This is a genomic window from Vibrio japonicus (genome assembly GCF_024582835.1).
In the GTDB taxonomy this organism is placed as follows: domain Bacteria; phylum Pseudomonadota; class Gammaproteobacteria; order Enterobacterales; family Vibrionaceae; genus Vibrio; species Vibrio japonicus.
Genome location: NZ_CP102096.1, coordinates 496,243 through 515,593 on the forward strand (window position 1 = coordinate 496,243; position 19,351 = coordinate 515,593).

Annotated in this window: 14 protein-coding genes; 8 read left to right on the top strand and 6 right to left on the bottom strand. The window is 45.6% G+C overall.

Translation table 11 applies throughout. The features are described from left to right. Positions 1 to 7: 7 nt before the first annotated feature. Together pyrG and eno are read left to right on the top strand one after the other, a co-directional pair. Positions 8 to 1,648, top strand: a complete 1,641-nt coding sequence (gene pyrG, locus NP165_RS02430; protein ID WP_257084753.1) for a CTP synthase — start codon at positions 8 to 10, stop codon at positions 1,646 to 1,648. A gap of 78 nt (positions 1,649 to 1,726) precedes the next feature. After that, the gene (gene eno, locus NP165_RS02435; protein WP_257084754.1) at positions 1,727 to 3,028 is read left to right on the top strand and encodes a phosphopyruvate hydratase; all 1,302 of its coding nucleotides are present in this window, start codon (positions 1,727 to 1,729) and stop codon (positions 3,026 to 3,028) included. Positions 3,029 to 3,387: 359 nt separating this feature from the next. Here eno and NP165_RS02440 read toward each other — a convergent pair whose 3' ends face one another. Then, the gene (locus NP165_RS02440; protein WP_257084755.1) at positions 3,388 to 4,602 is read right to left on the bottom strand and encodes a multifunctional CCA addition/repair protein; all 1,215 of its coding nucleotides are present in this window, start codon (positions 4,600 to 4,602) and stop codon (positions 3,388 to 3,390) included. Between the two features lie 90 nt (positions 4,603 to 4,692). On the opposite strand from NP165_RS02440, the gene NP165_RS02445 reads away from it, so the two are divergent. After that, on the top strand, positions 4,693 to 6,303 hold the full coding sequence (locus NP165_RS02445) for an ExeA family protein (RefSeq protein ID WP_257084756.1): 1,611 nt from the start codon (positions 4,693 to 4,695) through the stop codon (positions 6,301 to 6,303). Next, on the top strand, positions 6,303 to 7,043 hold the full coding sequence (locus NP165_RS02450) for a general secretion pathway protein GspB (protein WP_257084757.1): 741 nt from the start codon (positions 6,303 to 6,305) through the stop codon (positions 7,041 to 7,043). The genes NP165_RS02445 and NP165_RS02450 overlap by 1 nt, the downstream gene beginning before the upstream one ends. A gap of 96 nt (positions 7,044 to 7,139) precedes the next feature. On the opposite strand, the gene NP165_RS02455 is transcribed toward NP165_RS02450, so the two are convergent. The 3 genes from NP165_RS02455 to NP165_RS02465 form a co-directional block, all read right to left on the bottom strand. Then, complete coding sequence (locus NP165_RS02455) at positions 7,140 to 7,751, bottom strand: TIGR04211 family SH3 domain-containing protein (protein ID WP_257084758.1); 612 nt, start codon at positions 7,749 to 7,751, stop codon at positions 7,140 to 7,142. Between the two features lie 154 nt (positions 7,752 to 7,905). Further along, the gene (locus tag NP165_RS02460; protein ID WP_257084759.1) at positions 7,906 to 9,165 is read right to left on the bottom strand and encodes an inorganic phosphate transporter; all 1,260 of its coding nucleotides are present in this window, start codon (positions 9,163 to 9,165) and stop codon (positions 7,906 to 7,908) included. A gap of 131 nt (positions 9,166 to 9,296) precedes the next feature. Then, positions 9,297 to 9,977, bottom strand: a complete 681-nt coding sequence (locus NP165_RS02465) for a TIGR00153 family protein (protein ID WP_257084760.1) — start codon at positions 9,975 to 9,977, stop codon at positions 9,297 to 9,299. Between the two features lie 205 nt (positions 9,978 to 10,182). Here NP165_RS02465 and NP165_RS02470 point away from each other — a divergent pair, with 205 nt between their 5' ends. Continuing rightward, the gene (locus NP165_RS02470; protein WP_257084761.1) at positions 10,183 to 11,700 is read left to right on the top strand and encodes a CYTH and CHAD domain-containing protein; all 1,518 of its coding nucleotides are present in this window, start codon (positions 10,183 to 10,185) and stop codon (positions 11,698 to 11,700) included. A 59-nt stretch (positions 11,701 to 11,759) separates the two neighbouring features. On the opposite strand, the gene NP165_RS02475 is transcribed toward NP165_RS02470, so the two are convergent. Continuing rightward, positions 11,760 to 12,524 carry a potassium channel family protein gene (locus tag NP165_RS02475; RefSeq protein WP_257084762.1) on the bottom strand — a complete coding sequence of 255 codons (765 nt, stop codon included), beginning with the start codon at positions 12,522 to 12,524 and terminating at the stop codon, positions 11,760 to 11,762. 112 nt (positions 12,525 to 12,636) lie between these two features. Between NP165_RS02475 and NP165_RS02480 the strand changes: the two genes are divergently transcribed. The 3 genes from NP165_RS02480 (at position 12,637) to hldE (ending at position 18,403) form a co-directional block, all read left to right on the top strand. After that, entirely contained in the window at positions 12,637 to 13,893 is a 1,257-nt protein-coding gene (locus NP165_RS02480; RefSeq protein ID WP_257084763.1) for a methyl-accepting chemotaxis protein, read from the top strand. 133 nt (positions 13,894 to 14,026) lie between these two features. Continuing rightward, positions 14,027 to 16,867, top strand: coding sequence for a bifunctional [glutamate--ammonia ligase]-adenylyl-L-tyrosine phosphorylase/[glutamate--ammonia-ligase] adenylyltransferase (gene glnE, locus NP165_RS02485; protein ID WP_257084764.1), 2,841 nt, complete (start codon positions 14,027 to 14,029; stop codon positions 16,865 to 16,867). Between the two features lie 105 nt (positions 16,868 to 16,972). Then, a complete protein-coding gene (gene hldE / locus NP165_RS02490) occupies positions 16,973 to 18,403 on the top strand; it encodes a bifunctional D-glycero-beta-D-manno-heptose-7-phosphate kinase/D-glycero-beta-D-manno-heptose 1-phosphate adenylyltransferase HldE (RefSeq protein ID WP_257084765.1) in 1,431 nt (476 codons plus the stop codon). 117 nt (positions 18,404 to 18,520) lie between these two features. Here hldE and arcA read toward each other — a convergent pair whose 3' ends face one another. Beyond that, positions 18,521 to 19,237, bottom strand: coding sequence for a two-component system response regulator ArcA (arcA, locus tag NP165_RS02495; protein ID WP_257084766.1), 717 nt, complete (start codon positions 19,235 to 19,237; stop codon positions 18,521 to 18,523). Positions 19,238 to 19,351: the final 114 nt, after the last annotated feature.

Sequence of the window (19,351 nt, forward strand, 5' to 3'; positions counted from 1 at the left end):
GTTAAACATGACGACAAATTACATTTTTGTTACTGGTGGGGTTGTATCCTCTCTAGGTAAAGGTATTGCAGCAGCATCTCTTGCAGCTATTCTAGAAGCTCGTGGTCTTAAAGTGACTATGATGAAGCTTGACCCTTACATCAACGTTGATCCAGGCACAATGAGCCCGACTCAGCATGGTGAAGTGTTCGTTACGGAAGATGGCGCAGAGACTGACCTAGACCTTGGTCACTATGAGCGCTTTATCCGTACCAAGATGACCAAGCGTAACAACTTTACAGCAGGTCGTGTTTACGCCGACGTACTTCGTAAAGAACGTCGTGGTGACTACCTAGGTGCAACTATTCAGGTAATCCCTCACATCACTAATGCTATCAAAGACCGAGTTATTGCTGGTTCTGAAGGCCACGATATCGCGATCGTTGAAGTAGGTGGCACTGTCGGTGATATCGAATCACTACCATTTATGGAAGCGATTCGTCAGCTTGCGGTAGAACTTGGTCGTGAACGTGCAATGTTCATGCACCTGACTCTAGTTCCTTACCTAGCAGCGGCTGGCGAAGTAAAAACTAAGCCAACTCAACACTCTGTAAAAGAGCTGCTATCTATCGGTATTCAGCCAGATATTCTAGTTTGTCGTAGTGATCGCATGATTCCAGCGAACGAGCGTAAGAAAATTGCTCTATTCTGTAATGTTCCAGAAAAAGCTGTAATCTCAATGAAGGATGTGGATTCAATCTACAAGATCCCTCAACTTATTAAGGCTCAAGGTCTGGATGATCTTGTTTGTGCACGCTTTGGCATTACTGCACCTGAAGCTAACCTGTCTGAATGGGAACAAGTTATCTACGAAGAAGCTAACCCAACAGGCGACGTAACCATAGGTATGGTAGGTAAGTACATTGAACTGCCAGATGCATACAAATCTGTAAACGAAGCGCTTAAGCACGCAGGCCTTAAAAACCGTTTGAATGTGACCATCAAGTACGTTGACTCTCAAGATGTTGAGTCAAAAGGTGATGAGATGTTCAAAGGTCTAGACGCTATTCTAGTTCCAGGTGGCTTCGGCGATCGTGGCGTTGAAGGTAAGATTCTTGCGGCGAAATACGCGCGTGAGAACAACATCCCTTACCTTGGCATCTGTCTAGGCATGCAAGTTGCCCTAATTGAATACGCGCGTAACGTTGCGGGTATGGAAGGTGCACATTCAACAGAATTTAACAAAGAGACCAAGTTCCCTGTAGTAGGCTTGATCACTGAATGGGTTGACGAAACAGGCGCAGTTGAAGAGCGTACTGAGACGTCTGACCTAGGTGGTACGATGCGTCTTGGTTCTCAACTATGTCATCTTGAAAAAGGTACTAAAGCACGTGAACTGTACGGCAGCGCGACTATCCATGAGCGTCACCGTCACCGTTACGAGGTGAACAATGTGCTTCGTCCGCAAATCGAAAAAGCTGGTCTGAAAGTATCTGGCCTATCTGCGGACAAGAAGCTAGTGGAAATGATTGAGAACCCAGCTCACCCATGGTTTGTAGCGGCTCAGTTCCACCCAGAGTTCACCTCGACACCTCGCGATGGTCACCCACTGTTCGCAGGTTTTGTTAAGGCAGCAGGCCAATACTCACGCGGCGAATTCGAGAAGTAAAAAGGATATGGGCAGTGGCGAAGGTTGTGCCGCTGCCTTTTAAATTTGACATTTATATTTGAACGAGAGGAAACACTAATGTCTAAGATCGTTAAAGTTCTAGGTCGTGAAATCATCGACTCACGTGGTAACCCAACAGTAGAAGCTGAAGTTCACCTAGAAGGCGGTTTCGTTGGTATGGCGGCAGCACCATCTGGCGCTTCAACTGGTTCTCGCGAAGCTCTTGAGCTACGTGACGGTGACAAAGCACGTTTCCTAGGTAAAGGTGTTCTTAAAGCTGTTGAAGCTGTTAACGGTGCAATCGCTGAAGCACTAGTTGGCAAAGACGCTAAAGACCAAGCTGCAATCGATGCAGTAATGATCGAACTAGACGGCACTGAAAACAAATCTAAATTCGGTGCGAACGCTATCCTAGCAGTTTCTCTAGCAAACGCTAAAGCTGCAGCAGCAGCGAAAGGCATGCCTCTATACGAGCATATCGCTGAGCTAAACGGTACTGCTGGTCAGTTCTCTATGCCTCTACCAATGATGAACATCATCAACGGTGGTGAGCACGCAGACAACAACGTTGATATCCAAGAGTTCATGATCCAGCCAGTTGGTGCTAAGACTCTTAAAGAAGGTCTACGTATCGGTGCTGAAGTATTCCACAACCTAGCTAAAGTTCTTAAGTCTAAAGGCTACAGCACTGCAGTTGGTGACGAAGGTGGTTTCGCTCCTAACCTTAAATCTAACGCTGAAGCTCTAGAAGTTATCGCAGAAGCTGTTGCAGCTGCGGGCTACGAGCTAGGTAAAGACGTGACTCTTGCTATGGACTGTGCAGCATCTGAGTTCTTCGACAAAGACGCTGGCATCTACAACATGAAAGGCGAAGGTAAGACTTTCACTTCTGAAGAGTTCAACCACTACCTAGCTGAGCTAGCTAACCAATTCCCAATCGTTTCTATCGAAGATGGTCTAGACGAGTCTGATTGGGCTGGCTTCAAGCACCAAACTGAACTACTAGGTGACAAGCTTCAACTAGTAGGTGATGACCTATTCGTTACTAACACTAAGATCCTTGCTGAAGGTATCGAGAAAGGCGTAGCTAACTCTATCCTTATCAAGTTCAACCAAATCGGTTCTCTAACTGAGACTCTAGCTGCAATCAAGATGGCTAAAGACGCAGGTTACACAGCAGTAATCTCTCACCGTTCTGGCGAAACTGAAGATGCAACTATCGCTGACCTAGCGGTAGGTACAGCTGCAGGTCAAATCAAGACTGGTTCTATGAGCCGTTCTGACCGTGTTGCTAAGTACAACCAACTAATCCGTATCGAGGAAGCTCTAGGTGAGCGCGCTCCTTTCAACGGTCTTAAAGAAGTGAAAGGTCAGGCTTAATCCTTAAGCTTAGCTAAATAGCTTTTTGAAACGCCTCGCTCAAGCGGGGCGTTTTTGTATGTGGGGGAAGGCGCTAGGTGAGCGCGCTCCGCTACATTACAAGAAAGCGGTCTTAAAGAAGTGAAAGGTCAGGCTTAATTATTAAGCTTAGCTGAATAGCTTTTTGAAACGCCTCGCTCAAGCGGGGCGTTTTTGTATGTGGGGGAAGGCGCTAGGTGAGCGCGCTCCTCTACATTACAAGAAAGCGGTCTTAAAGAAGTAAAAGGTCAGGCTTAATTATTAAGCTTAGCTAAATAGCTTTTTGAAACGCCTCGCTCAAGCGGGGCGTTTTTGTATGTGAGGGAAGGCGCTAGGTGAGGTTATTTCGTTTTCTCTATCGCTTCAACACGGCGTTTTTCCATCTCTTCACGAATGGCAGCACCTTTAAACCCATCTTGGATGATGTCTTGCACATTGACGCTTAGTGAAGCTTGGTAGGCCGTTTCAAATATTCCTTTCTGTGAGTATTCGTAATTTTCATAACCCGTTCGGCCAAGGCTGTCAGCCATGCAACAGAGTAAAATATCATTCAAACGCTCTGGTTTGCGCCATACATCGAGTTTATTGAGGATTTTAAGCTTGGTTTCTGAACGAAGTTCGGCTGCGCGATGAATGTTAGAGTGCTGCTCACATACCATCAAGGCTAAATCGCGGTATTCATTGGGTACACGGACTCGTTCGCACAATGCTTTAATCAACTTGAGTCCAGTATGACAATGCATTTTATGACTAGGCCACTCGCTTTGTGGCGTAATACCTTTACCAAGGTCATGAACTTGGGCGGCAAATCTGACGGGTAATGAGTCGCTCAATAGCGCGGCTTGCTTGGCCACGAGTATCGTGTGAACACCAGTATCAATCTCTGGATGCCATTTCTCAGGTTGAGGCACGCCAAATAGCTGATCGAGTTCGGGTAACACTACTTTTAGCGCGCCACATTCTCTGAGCACTTCGATGAACACTTGTGGGTCTGACGTAGACAGAGATTTCTGCCATTCTTGCCAAACACGCTCAGGAGTCAGGTGCGCGAGTTCACCAGATTGCGCAATGGTTCGCATCAACGCAAGCGTTTCATCAGCAATTGTAAAGCCTAAGTGGTTTAACTTTGCTGCAAATCGAGCGACTCGAAGTACACGAAGCGGATCTTCGATAAAAGCATCGGAAACGTGGCGTAAAACACGATCGTTGAGATCTTGTTGGCCACGGTAAGGATCGATGAGTGTGCCATCGGGATCTTGAGCCATCGCATTGATCGTCAGATCACGGCGTAGCAAGTCTTCTTCAAGCGTCACATCTGGAGCAAAATAGCACTCAAAACCTGTATAGCCGGCACCGACTTTTCGTTCGGTTCTTGCTAAAGCGTGCTCTTCTTTCGTTTTTGGATGAAGAAAGACAGGGAACTCCTTACCTACAGCAACGTACCCCTGCTGCACGAGCTCTTCTGGTGTCGCTCCAACCACCACCCAGTCTCTATCATAAACATCAATTTTTAGGAGTCGATCGCGAACTGCGCCGCCAACTAGGTATCTATGCACTTATCACACTCTCAATTGTGTACTTAATAATTGGCTATTATTGTTGGTAATGGTACTTTCCTTATCACCAAATTCCCAGAGACGAGATGAATGTATAAGCAATATTTTGGATTTTCAGAACTGCCATTTTCGATTGTCCCCAACTCTCGTTTTCTCTATCAGAGCCAAAGGCATTCAGAAGCGATGCTTAGACTAACCGCAGGGTTAGGTGAGGGTGGTGGATTTGCGATGCTCACTGGAGAGGTGGGCACCGGAAAAACGACTGTGGCAAGAGCCATGCTGAGCAATTTAGATCACAGTGTTCATGCAGGGCTTATTTTAAACCCAACGTTTTCTAACCTAGAGTTGTTGGAAGCTATCTGTGACGAGTTTGGACTGGAGTATCAGTCTGGTTCTTCTCTGAAAACGTTGAATCAGCTGATCCACCAGTTTCTATTGCATAATCACGCTAACGGTGTTCAAACACTGCTTGTCATTGATGAAGCGCAGCATTTATCGGCTGAAGTGCTTGAGCAGTTAAGATTGTTAACGAACCTAGAAACGGAAAGCCAAAAATTACTGAAAGTACTGCTTATCGGACAACCTGAACTGCAGCAAAAACTGCAAATGCCTCAGTTAAGACAGTTGGCTCAGCGGATTACAGGACGTTATCATCTACTCCCCCTCGATAGTAAAGAAGCGGCGAGCTATATTCGTCATCGACTGGAGTTAGCGGGTGGCGATAGAAACCTATTTAACTCGAAATCGTTAAACTTAATCGCTCACCGAACCTTAGGTATTCCTAGACTCATTAACCTAGTGTGTGATGCCGCTTTAAAGTTCTCTTACAGTCTTGGTGAAAAAACACCTCAGTACTCAACCGTGCAACACGCATGCAACGAGGTGATGAGTTTCCAGCCTTCTTTTCAACCGCCTACAGCAACAAAACCGGTCGTTTCTGCGAATGTAAGTTACCTAAGTGCCGCAGTCATAGGTGCGATTTTGGCGGTGGGTAGCTATGTATATGTACCTGACCTTTTAGAGCCTGCTATCGATAAGTGGGGAGAAGCGCACTATCCACCTATGTCAGCAACGGTCATCGAAAGAGAAGTGTTCCCAGAACAGCTCACCAAGCAAATTCACCGCGCTACCAATTTTGAGCAAGGTGTTGGCGACCTTTACAAGGTGTGGGGCTTTCAACCTTCTATGCTGGACAAACTTTGTTTACAAGAGAATGAGGGGGCCTTTATCTGTGATAGAGCAAGTGGGAATATACAAGCTCTAAGAGTTGCAGATGTCCCCGTTTTACTCACCCTTGAAAGAGACAACGTTGAGAGCTTTGCAGTGTTGTACAAGCTTGGGGATGAGAAGGCTCAGCTATTGCTTGCAGACAAAAATGTTGAAGTACCTTTGAATGAACTAGAGCAGCTTTGGAATGGCGAATATCACCGAATTTCTCGACGTTACTGGCAGCAAACCATGAAATTCGGTATGCGCGGAACCGCCATAACATTGTTGGATCAAAAACTGTCGCAAGTGTTGGGTAAGCCGTTGGCAACGGATGATGTCTACGATCTGGCTCTTAAGGAAAAAGTGATGACGTTTCAGCGTTGGCAAGGGCTAACTGCGGATGGGATTGCGGGTAAGAATACATTACAGCGTTTGGCTGAGGTAGCACCGATGGATGCTCCATCACTGAGTATGTCTGAGGAGAATATTTGATGTCTAGAGTGATGAAAGCACTGGAACAATCAGAGCAAAATTACCAATCCGCGTCTTATTCACCGCTATACCACCCTCAGCAGACTCCGGTACAGGAGCAAAAAGTGAATAAACTGCTGGTATGCGGGTTGCTTATAGGCCCGGCTTTGTTTGTAAGCGCATTCAATCTTTACCCGTTGTACCAAACGAAGCAAGCCCAATGGAAGGAAAGGGTACAACAAGAAGAGATTACTCTGGATGTGCCTTTTACTTACGAGGTGAAGGAGTATCCAAGTTTTGGGAAGTTACAAGCAACGTATGAACTCACTGCACCAGTATATGAGGAGCCAACCCCAGTAGCGCCGCCAGCAGCTTCAAACGTAGGTTCGAGCAAAAAAACGGAACACGATTCCCTGCTGGGAGATTTGGACTTATCTCAGCTTTCTCCTGAGCTAGCATCGCATGTACAAGCAGTGTTGGGTAATGATGCACCTTCGAGGGTGAAAGCGAAGGCCAATATGACAAATATCTCTACCGATGGAGATAAGTGGTATGGCAAGCTCCCCGCAATGAACTTTGAAACGCATGTCTATTCCAGCAGTCCTGCAAAACGCTGGGTGAAGATTAATGGCCGCGAGTACAAAGAAGGTGACTGGATAACTGACGCTATTCAATTAGAAAAGATCGAGCAGCAAAGCAGTTTGTTGAGTATCAATGGCGAAAAGATTGAAGTGCCAGCGCTTTACGATTGGAAGGGATAATTGTCTATCCCTATCATAGACAGTTACCAGCTACATCAAAAAAGGTCGCATTGAGCGACCTTTCTATTTATTCAGCTTATTCAGCGGCATCGTAGCTTATGCCCAGCCAGATGGCGAGCGGCGCCTACGCGGAATGATATGAGGGAGAAGCAAACCAAATAGAAGACCGAAACCTGCGACACCACCACCATACATAAAGTATTTAAGCAGTAGATCATCTTTTTGTGTATCGAGTTTCGCTCTTAAGCTACGAACTTCTTCTTGAGCCTCAGAAAGCTGCTGGCTCATATCACTGTAGCTTTGTTCCATATCAGAGATCTGGCGATTGCGAGTGGCTAGTGACTCAACAAGGCCAGCTTTTTCCTGATCAGAAGTGGCTTGAGCATTGGCTAACTTTTCCTTTGTTTCCGCTAGCTCTTGCTCAATTTTTGGTAAGCGTAATGTCATGCTTTCTTCACTGGTCACGAATCGGCTCTCAACCCAGCCTGTTCGGCCACGTTGATCCCGAATTTGACTATAACCAGAGTCTTTATTGGTAGAGATAAGCGTCACTTTATCGCCAGCATCAATACTGCCGACAATACGGTATTTATTACTAGGTCCAGAGTGCAGGTAAGTAAATAACTTATCAGCAATGTATCGGTCTTGAGCAAATGCAGCTGGTACGACTACCAGAGAAGCTAAGAGCAAGCAAAGCAGTCTTTTCACGGTAAATCCTTTAACAGTTTTGTGTCTATATTTCGCTAGTGCCAAATAGTAAAAAGTTTCAAGAGTGACTGCAACAAAGAAGGGAGGCAAAGCCCCCCTTTATGCGTTTTTGAGTCAATAATGACAGTGAGCTTACACTGTATTGACGAATTTTTTAAGAAAATGCAGCTTGAATTGCGTAGAAGAACACAACGGCTAATAGTGCACCAGCTGGCAGGGTTACGATCCAAGATGCGACGATATTACGTACAACACCAAGGTTTAGAGCTGCGATACCACGCGCAAAACCCACACCAAGAACAGCACCTACTAGTGTTTGCGTCGTCGAGATAGGCAGACCTGTACCTGATGCCAGAACAACAGTACATGCGGTCGCTAGCTGAGCAGCAAAGCCTCGGCTTGGCGTAAGCTCTGTAATACCAGTACCAACAGTTGCCATTACTTTATGACCGAGTGTCGCAAGACCAACAACAATACCAAAACCACCTAGTGGAAGAATCCACCATGCAATTGTACTTTTCGTTGTGATTTCACCCATGTGCTCAACAGTAGAGACTACCGCTGAAAGTGGACCAATCGCGTTTGCTACGTCGTTAGAGCCGTGTGCGAATGCCATTGCACACGCTGTAATTACCATTAGTACGCTGAAGATACCCTCAACACCCGCAAACCCATGGTCATCTTCACGACTTGCAAATTTCTTCTTAATGTATAGGTAACCACCAACCATGACCATTCCAGAAACGATTGCAGACCACATCCAAGCTTCACTGTTGCTTAGGTGAAGACCAACGTGTTTAAGGCCTTTCTTAATGGTCACTAGCGCAATTACCATAGTGGTAATAAACATGTACACAGGTACAAAACGCTTCGCGTTAATGAGCGGAGTTTCTGTATCAAAAATTAAACGTTGTGCGCTAACGAAGATGATGTAAGCAAAGAAGCCTGATATCACTGGTGTGATGATCCAGCTACCCACGATGCCTTGAACTGAGCCCCAGTCTACCGCTTCTGTACCAACAGACACACACGCAAAACCGATGATAGCACCGATGATAGAGTGAGTGGTTGATACTGGCCAGCCCATGTATGACGCTAGTAGCAGCCATGTACCAGCAGCGAGAAGGGAAGACATCATGCCGAAGACAAGAACATCGGGCTGAGATGCAAAGAGTGACGTTTCAATAACGCCTTTACGGATAGTGTCGGTTACTTCACCGCCTGCAAGATATGCACCCGCAAATTCAAAAATCATCGCGATGATGATGGCTTGTTTTACGGTTAACGCTTTAGAGCCTACAGAAGTACCCATTGCATTAGCGACGTCATTCGCGCCAATACCAATAGCCATTAGGAAGCCAAAAAGAGCTGCAACAATAATCAGGACAGTGCCGTAGTTCGCAAGGATATCCATCGTAATACCTAGTTGTTGATAACAAGCGGAGCAAATTAGGCACGACAAAGCCCCTTCAGCGACGTTAATATTTATCGCCTAATCAGGGGAGTGCAATTAAAATGCTCTTCGTTATTTGGTTAACTTATGATTTATGAGCGAGACAACATTAGCTCAAGACGCGCACCAACACGTTGCGCCTGATCAGCAATGCCACCTACCCACTCTAGAATTTTGTATAAGAACATGACGTCGATAGGATTCATACCGCTTTCAATCTCCATCAATTGTTGACGAAGTTGGATCTGCATCGCATCGGTGTCATCTTCGATAACATCCAATTGGTGGATCATTTCAGCCACAAGTGTTACTTCACGGCCTTTAAATCCAGTTTCCAATAACTCATCGAGCTCGTTGATCACATTTTGCGCTTGGTTAGCTGCGTCAAGACAACGCTTAACGTACGCAATAAAGTTCTCTTGAAGAGGCTCAGGGATGACTAATCGACGGCCGTAAACACGACCAGCAATATCTTTTGCGAGGTTTGCTAATTTGTCTTGCTGTGTAAGTAGCTCAAGCATATCGCTACGGTCAACAGGCATAAACAAACCGCGAGGAAGTTTTAGACGAATTTCGCGCTTTAAAACGTCGGCTTCTTTCTCTAAGTGAGAAATTTGTGCGCGAATTTCAGATGCTTTTTCCCAATCTCCTTTTGAACTGACTTCAAAGAAGTTGATTAGGTGAGAGCAACATTCGTTCACACACACAACGTGGCGTTGCAAAGGCTTAATTGGGGACTTTGCAAATAACCCCATAATTGTATTTACTGGCATGGTCATTCAACCTAATTAATATAACCTAAAAATAACATACACCAATTTGAGGCGAAATGTTGAGCGATGGCTATAAAGGCGCGCATGTTAACGCATTCAATCACGCATTAAAACTGTTTTAGATCATCATACCGTCGATATTTCTTTCTTGCCGTGTAAGAAAATTGGCAATATCCTGTTTCTATCTGCTTCGAAAGGTATAACTATGGAAACCGAGATAGAACTGAAGTTTTTTGTTTCTCCTGAATTTTCAGATACTTTAATAAAGAAAATTTCTCAGGAAAAGGTACTTCAGCACAGTTGTCGCGAGCTAGGGAACACTTACTTCGATACTCCTGACAAGTGGTTACGCCAACATGACATTGGCTTGCGCATTCGTCGATTTGATGATGTTTATGTTCAAACCGTAAAAACCGCAGGGCGAGTGGTTGCCGGACTCCACCAACGCCCAGAATACAATGCTGAACATAACAGCAATGTTCCTGAGTTAACGCTTCACCCTGGCGACATTTGGCCAACAGGTAAAGATGTTGCAACGCTTCAAGATGAACTCACCCCTCTTTTTTCGACGAACTTCACCCGTGAGCAGTGGCTTATCTGCATGCCCGATGGCAGTCAGATAGAAGTTGCGTTTGATCAAGGCAAGGTAGAAGCTGATGATAAAGAAGATCCAATCTGTGAGGTGGAGCTGGAGCTTAAATCTGGTCAGACAGAGGCGTTGTTCACTTTAGCCCGTCGGTTTTCAGAAGAGGGTGGAATGCGCCTTGGAAACTTGAGCAAGGCCGCAAAGGGTTATCGCTTAGCCACAGGCTACAAAGGCGATGAAATCAAAGAAATGACGTTGGTCGCAACAGACAAAAATGACACCGTCGAGTCTTGCTTAATTAACTCTTTAGAGCACGCGTTGTCTCATTGGCACTATCATGAGCAGATTTACTTTGAAAGGGAATCAATCGACGCGCTTCATGAGATAAAAAACTCAGTGAGCTTCATTCGCCAAGTCTTGACGGTCTATGGTGGTATTGTTCCTCGCAGAGCAAGCGCGATTTTACGTCAAGAACTCAAGTGGTTAGAGCAGAGCCTAGAATGGTTGAAAGAGTATGATTATCTTGAAGACCTACTAGAAGACAAAGGTCATGCGCTTCGTAAGTTGGATGCACGAAAATTCCTCGTTGCCGAACTCAAGCAAGAACAAGACGATTTACCTCCGAGACAAGAGATTCTAGAGCAATTCACTTCGGCTCGATATACGGGATTATTGCTCGATTTGAGTCGTTGGATTCTAACGCGTGGCTGGCAGCCTTTCCTTGATGAAAAGGCACGCGAGAAAATGTCGCTGAATATTGAACATTTTTCGGTGCAACAGTTAGATCGCACTTGGGCGGATTTGATGGAGGCCTTTCCTCCTGAACGCAACCTTTTGGCTCAGGATTATATCGATCAGCAATATCGGTTGATGCGTAACTTGTATACCGGAGTGTGTTTTGCCAGCTTGTTTGATATGGAAGAGCGAACAGTCTTTCGAATGCCTTGGAGCGACTTGCTGCACGGTATTGATGATTTACTTACGCTACGCACTTTGAATAAGCAGACAGACAAACTGCAAGGCGAAGAAAAAGAGCAGCTCGAACGTTGGCTGGGTCGTCAGGAAAACTCCATTCTTCATGCAATGGAACAGACCCGAATGAGTTGTATTGAAACCGAACCATATTGGCGTGACTAATTGGATGTAAGACCGGATCTGATAAGGGAGTGTAGTGCTCCCTTACTTACTCTTGCACGTTATGGTTTGCGGTTGAGTTCGTTCTTCTTTTCTAATTCGTCTAAACGCTGAAGTATCAAATCTTGTTTATCAAGTAACTCCATGATCATCTGTTCTTTGCGTTCCGCGCGTTCGTTTTGTACTGAGGTAGGTGAAGTAAGAAAGGATGTCACCAAGCCTGAGATCATACCGAATACACCGACTCCACAGATAATCAGTATCCCTGCTAATATTTTCCCCCCATTTGTGACCGGATAGTGGTCACCGTATCCTACCGTTGAAATCGTCACCAAAGCCCACCAAAGTGCGTCAGCGCCAGTTTGAATATTGGCATCTGGAGACTTGCGCTCGATAAGTACCATCAAAATCGCACCGATGGTCAGTAGCATGATCAAGATAAATATAATAGAAGCAAACGTAGTTTCACGGCGGTTGCTGAGTAGTTGGCTATATAAATGACGACCTGAATGAATACCCAATACGACGCGTAACATTTGGACTAATCGTGCATAGCGAAGTGGTTCGATCATAGGAATACTGGCAATAAAGTCGATCCAGTGTTGTTTCATAAATGTCACGCGATCTTTGGAACGGATGAGATCGATCCCGAGTTGCAGCATAAAAATACTACAGATTATAAAGTCTAAGCCGATAAGAACTTGTCGGGTATCAGCCTGTAACGGGAAAAATAGCAGGCCTGAGACCACGAATAGCGCCATAAAAGACAAGATTAGTGATAGCAGACTCATCGGCTTTGTATCGTTTTTGATAATATCTTTTTTCATACGAGGCTCGAAATAAATAATGAATGCCGTTTGAACGGTCAGTATGAGCGAATTCGTGTTCATTTATGTATCAGGAACGAATCAAATTATAAGACTTAATGGGGAATGAACAATGACGAGAATGTCATTTAAACCTTGGGAGCGAGTCATCACAGATGTGCGCCTCGTTCCTAAAATGGTGCTGTTGATGTTGTTTAGTACAGTGCTCATCATTGCGAAACAGTTATGGGATGCGAGTACGTTCTATGAGTCCCTTTTGGCGGCAACCAACAATATCGATGTCGCGCAGCAGCACTATGACTCGTACATTGTTCAGGTGGTCTGGCAAACCGGAATAATGATCGTCGTGTTTGTCACGCTATTGCTGTTTGCGGCTCGTATCATGCTGCGTCAGACTCAATATCTAAGTGAGTCCATTAAATTAATGGCTGAAAAAGATCTGTCTGTCCCAATCCAAATGGACTGCAAAGATGAGTATGGCGATGTTGCCCGAGAGCTAGAAAAAACGCGTACTCAGTTACAAGAAATGATCAAGCTACAAATCAGTTCTTCGCAGGAGTTAGCGGGGCTAACGGAAGTCATGACGTTGAGCATGTCGGAGACGAAAGAGTCGGCGCAAGAAGAGTTCAATGAGATCGATCAACTTGCGACAGCGATGAGTGAGATGAGCTCAACCGTACAAACCGTCGCAGATCATGCTCAAAGTGCATCTTCACTGACTGAAAATGCCGCAGGTCAAGCAGAGACAGGCCAGTACTTTGTTAAGGGTACGGTATCCAAAATTAGTGACTTGTCGAAAGACATAGCTGCGTCAGCTCAAGCTGTTAATGAAGTTGAAGAAAGTGTCGAAGCCATTGGCAGCGTTGTTGGGACGATTCAAAGTATCTCAGAACAGACAAACTTACTGGCATTGAATGCGGCTATTGAAGCGGCTCGCGCGGGGGAAGCAGGACGAGGCTTTGCTGTGGTTGCTGACGAAGTGCGTAATCTTGCCCAACGTACGCAACAAGCGACAGTGGAAATTCAAGAGATGATCGCTCAGCTGCAATCGAGTGCGACTTCTGCGGTCGACTTGATGGAGAGAAGTGTGGTGGAAGCGGCTGAAGGTGTTGAACTGGTCACCAACGCAGGCAGTGAATTGGACGGTATTGTTAGCCAAGTTAATCAGATTAATGAGATGAATTTCCAGATAGCAACGGCGGCAGGTCAGCAGAGTAGCGTTGCAGAAGAAATGAGCCAGAACCTGACCAATGTTCGTTCGCTGGTGGAAGCATCGGTAACGGTTGTGTCTGAATTGCTCGAAACGTCAGAGTTAATGCAGAAAAACGCAGAAGAGTTGGACAAGAAGATCACATCGTTCAATGTCTAGCAACATCAAGATAATCATGAACAAACGCCCACTAGTGAGAGTGGGCGTTTTTTATTAGATAGATTTTGAGATATAACTAGCTATTACCATTTCAATCGTTACCTAGATTGGTATTGATACACAAGGAAGATTCATGCAACTGCCAGAAAGCCTCATCCCCATTTCTCAAGCCGCGCTCGAACCGCTAAACGAATCTGATATTTTGGCTAACTGGCCCGAAACGCTGCGTGTGAAGCTGAACTATGTCGCGGGTTTAAGCCGGTTCATAGCGGAAACAATGAAGACCGATGAACATTTGTTGCAAGCGTTTCCTGACATGGTTGAAGAGCAATCTCGTTGTCATTCATATAGGGAAAGATTAGCTGAGCTACTTTTAGGTTGTTCTGATGAGATTCAAGGGCATCGGGTGCTTAGGCAGTTCCGCAACCGAGAAATGGTTTACATCGCGTGGCGAGATTTCACTGGCAGTTGGAGCCTAGAAGAGAGTCTGGAGCATATTTCCCATCTTGCTGAAGCGATGATTTTCGAAACGTATCAATGGCAATACAAAGCATGCTGTGAATTGTGGGGAACGCCTTGCAACTCAGAAGGCGAAGCTCAGCCAATGCTGATCATGGGCATGGGAAAACTGGGAGGTGGGGAGCTCAATTTCTCATCTGACATTGATCTTATTTTCACGTATCCAGAAAACGGTGAAACGCAAGGTACGCGTCGTAGTATCGCAAATGCTCAGTTTTTTACTCGTCTAGGTCAGAGAATCATTAAAGCGCTTGATCAACAAACGTTTGATGGTTTCTGCTACCGAGTCGATATGCGTTTACGCCCGTTTGGCGACAGTGGGCCATTAGTGATGAGTTATGCTGCGCTAGAAGATTACTACCAAGAGCAAGGGCGCGACTGGGAGCGTTATGCCATGATCAAAGCGCGTGTCATGGGCAGTGAGATGTACCCTCAATACCAAGAGCTACGTCAAATGTTACGTCCGTTTGTATTTCGTCGTTACATGGACTTCAGTGCTATTCAGTCTCTTCGTCGTATGAAATCGATGATAAGTAGCGAAGTTCGCCGCCGTGGTTTGAGCAATAACATCAAATTGGGGGCGGGTGGCATCCGTGAAATTGAGTTTATCGCGCAAGTTTTTCAGCTCATTCGTGGTGGGCGAGAGCCAAGTCTGCGTCATCGCGGGTTGTTAATCACGCTTGAAGCTATCGAAGAGTTAGAACTGCTGAAAGCAGGGGATGTGGGTGAGCTAAGAAAGGCATATAAATTCCTACGCCGCCTTGAGAATTTATTGCAAGCCATGGCCGATAAGCAGACGCAAACGCTCCCAGAGAGTGACACTGAACAACTACAGCTTTCTATCGCGATGGGGTATTCAAGCTGGAGCGAGTTGATGGACGATGTTCATCATCATATGTCGGCCGTGCATCAAGTGTTCAAAACCCTCATTGGTGATGAGGGAGAAGAAGCGTCAGATGTCGACAGTCACTTTCATGAGTTGTGGGACATGATAGAAAATCAGGAAGTGATCGAAAATGTCCTTACCCACGACATCGGTGTGCAAGAACCGCAAGTCATGGCCAACACCATTTTGCAATTCAAAAAAGATTTGGCGAAAAAAACGCTTGGGCCTCGTGGACGCGAAGTGCTAAACAGATTGATGCCGAAAGTTTTTTCTTCCATCTATTCACATCCAGATGCGGAGTTTGGTTTATCGAGAGTTTTGCATCTTCTGAATAAAATCGTCACTCGAACGACCTATCTTGAATTGCTTGATGAACACTCTGCCGCACTGACGCAACTTGTCCGCTTATGTACAGCAAGCCCGATGATTTCTGAGCAGCTTGGCCGTTATCCTATTCTGCTGGATGAGCTTATTGACCCGCAGCAGTTGTATAATCCGATTCCTTTAGAAAGTTATCGCACGGAATTACGAGACTTTTTAGCCCGCATTCCCGAAGATGATATGGAACAACAGATGGAAGCGCTACGCCAGTTTAAGCAAATCTGCATACTGAGAATTGCGGCAGCGGATATCGCAGGCGTGCTCCCGGTGATGAAAGTGAGTGATCACTTAACCTATCTGGCGGAAGCGATTGTGGAATCGGTAGTGCATCAGGCGTGGTTACAAATTGCTGAAAAATATGGCGAACCGACTCACCTGAAAGATAGAGAAGGAAAAGGCTTTGGGGTGATAGGTTACGGCAAAGTTGGCGGTTGGGAGCTAGGCTATAACTCGGACCTCGATATTGTCTTTATGCACGACTGCCCAGTAGACGCATACACGGATGGCAAAAAAGAAATTGATGGTCGCCAGTTTTATCTGAGATTGGCTCAACGCATCATCCATATTTTCTCGACGCGAACAGCCTCGGGCATTCTCTACGAAGTGGATACTCGCTTACGTCCTTCAGGCGCTTCAGGACTATTAGTCAGCCCAGCAGAAGCATTTGATGAATATCAGCACAATGAAGCGTGGACTTGGGAGCACCAGGCACTTGTACGGGCGAGAATGATTTATGGTGATGAACCATTGCAGCAAAGCTTTGCCAAAACTCGCCATGATGTCCTGACGTTAGAGCGAGATGAAGACAAGCTCAAGCAGGAGGTGGTTGATATGCGAATTAAAATGCGCGACCACCTAGGAGGCAAGAAGGCTGGGCGATTCATGCTTAAGCAAGATCCCGGAGGCATCACGGATGTCGAATTTTTAGCTCAGTATTTAGTGCTGCGATTTAGCCATGAAAAGCCAAAGCTCACTCGATGGAGTGACAACGTTCGAATATTTGAGACTATGATTGCACAAGGCGTGATGGATGAAGATAAAGCGATGGCAATCACTCATGCTTACACCGCTATGCGAAACCAAATCCATCGTCGTAACTTGCTCAACCTAGACGCCGATGTCGCGAATGAGAAGTTTGTTCCTGAAAGAGAAATGGTGACAAAACTCTGGAGTGAATGGCTAGATTAACTTTCCGATATTGAGCTAAGCAGGTACACACATAGCGCAGTGAAGGGTTTAGGGCAGAAAAACGCTGTGATAAACTCAGGCCAGATTTAATTGTGGAGATCGACGATGAAACCAATCCTACCTAACTACAAGGATTCCGGTGTATTGATAATTGGTGATGTAATGCTAGATCGCTATTGGTATGGACCAACTGGGCGAATCTCACCTGAAGCACCTGTGCCTGTGGTAAAAGTAGAAAATAACGAAGAGCGCCCGGGTGGGGCAGCCAACGTTGCTATGAACATAGCGTCGCTAGGTGGACAAGCTCATATCGTAGGTTTAACTGGGATCGATGAACCAGCTAAAGCACTGAATGAAACGTTGAGCGCTCTGAACGTTAAGTGTAACTTTGTTGGCCTACCAAATTTTCCAACCATTACGAAGTTGCGTGTGATGAGTCGCGGTCAGCAACTGATCCGTCTCGATTTTGAAGATAAATTTGAGAATATTGATCCAAGTACCATTCTGGAACGCATGGAACAATCTCTGCCTAAAGTGAAAGCGGTGGTACTTTCTGACTACGCGAAAGGTGCGTTGGAACACGTTCAATTATTTATTCAAAAAGCGCGCGCAGCTAATGTGCCTGTTTTCATTGATCCTAAAGGTGCGGATTTCGAACGCTACCGTGGTGCGACATTGCTAACACCGAATATGGCTGAATTTGAGCTAGTAGTAGGTAAAGTAAAATCGGATCAAGATTTGGAAGAAAAAGGCCTTCAACTGATCGAAGATTACGATTTTGAAGCACTACTGGTTACTCGCAGTGAACACGGTATGACGCTACTTCGTCGTGGGCAGAAGCCATTCCATCTTCCGACTCAAGCGAAAGAAGTGTACGACGTGACAGGTGCGGGTGATACCGTTATTTCGGTTCTTGCGGCGTCTGTCGCGGCAGGTAAACCTCTGGATGAAGCGTGTGCACTAGCTAACGCTGCAGCAGGGGTTGTCGTGGGTAAATTGGGCACGTCGACCGTTTCTACCATTGAACTGGCAGAAGCTGTACATGGAAGCCAAGATACCGATTTCGGTGTGATTAGCGAAAAAGAGTTGATTGACGCGGTTAAAAAAGCGCAATCGAAAGGTGAGAAAGTAGTCATGACCAATGGTTGTTTCGACATTCTTCATGCTGGCCACGTCTCATACTTAAACCATGCTGCAGAACTTGGCGATCGCCTGATTGTCGCTGTAAACACCGATGAGTCGGTTAAACGCCTTAAGGGTCCTGGTCGTCCGGTAAACCCGACAGATCGTCGTATGGCGGTACTAGCGGGATTAGGGGCGGTAGACTGGGTTGTGCCTTTTGGTGAAGACACGCCGCAGCGCTTAATTTCAGAAATCTTGCCAGATCTATTGGTAAAAGGTGGTGACTACAAACCAGAAGAGATTGCTGGTGGTAAAGAAGTCATCGCAAATGGTGGTGAAGTAAAAGTATTAAACTTTGAAGATGGTTGTTCAACGACTGAAATCATCGATGCCATTAAAGGTGGGAAAGGGTAAGTAATTACTCTCAGACTTGTTACGTAAACGCCCACTGATGTGGGCGTTTTGTTTTTTTGGAGAGACAAAAATGGAGCCATTTGGCTCCATTTAGTCAGTAGTCAGCTCTTCTTGAACTTATTCTTCTAGATCACCACAGAAGCGGTAGCCTTCACCGTGAATCGTTGCGATGATTTCTGGCGTACCAGATACAGACTCAAAGTGTTTACGGATACGACGAATCGTTACGTCAACAGTACGGTCATGTGGCTTAAGCTCACGGCCAGTCATCTTCTTCAGAAGATCGGCGCGCGTCTGAATTTTGCCTGGGTTTTCACAGAAGTGAAGTAGAGCGCGGAACTCTGAGCGTGGTAATTTGTAACCGTCGCCATTTGGGCTAACCAAAGAACGACTGTTGATATCAAGAACCCAACCGTTGAACTCGTATTTTTCTACGCTACGCTTTTCTTCCGTTATTGGGCTAGCGCTCATTGAACGGTTAAGTAGGTTGCGAGCACGGATAGTCAGTTCGCGAGGATTAAACGGTTTGGTGATGTAATCATCCGCTCCGATTTCCAGACCTAGGATTTTATCAACTTCATTGTCACGACCAGTTAAGAACATCAGCGCAACGTTTGCTTGCTCGCGCAGTTCACGGGCCAGCAATAGGCCGTTTTTACCTGGAAGGTTAATGTCCATAATGACCAAGTTTACTTGGTTGTCGGACAGTACCTGGTGCATCTCTTCACCGTCACTGGCCTCAAAAACAGCGTATCCCTCTGCTTCAAAAATACTCTTAAGAGTGTTACGAGTTACTTGCTCATCTTCGACAATAAGAATGTGCGGGGTTTGCATTGGCGGTACCTAAACTTGTGAAAAAAATGTGCTAATGGAATAAATTTTAGGCAAAAACATAACATACGGGTAATGTGATGTTGATAATAAACCAAAGAACATAATATTTCACTT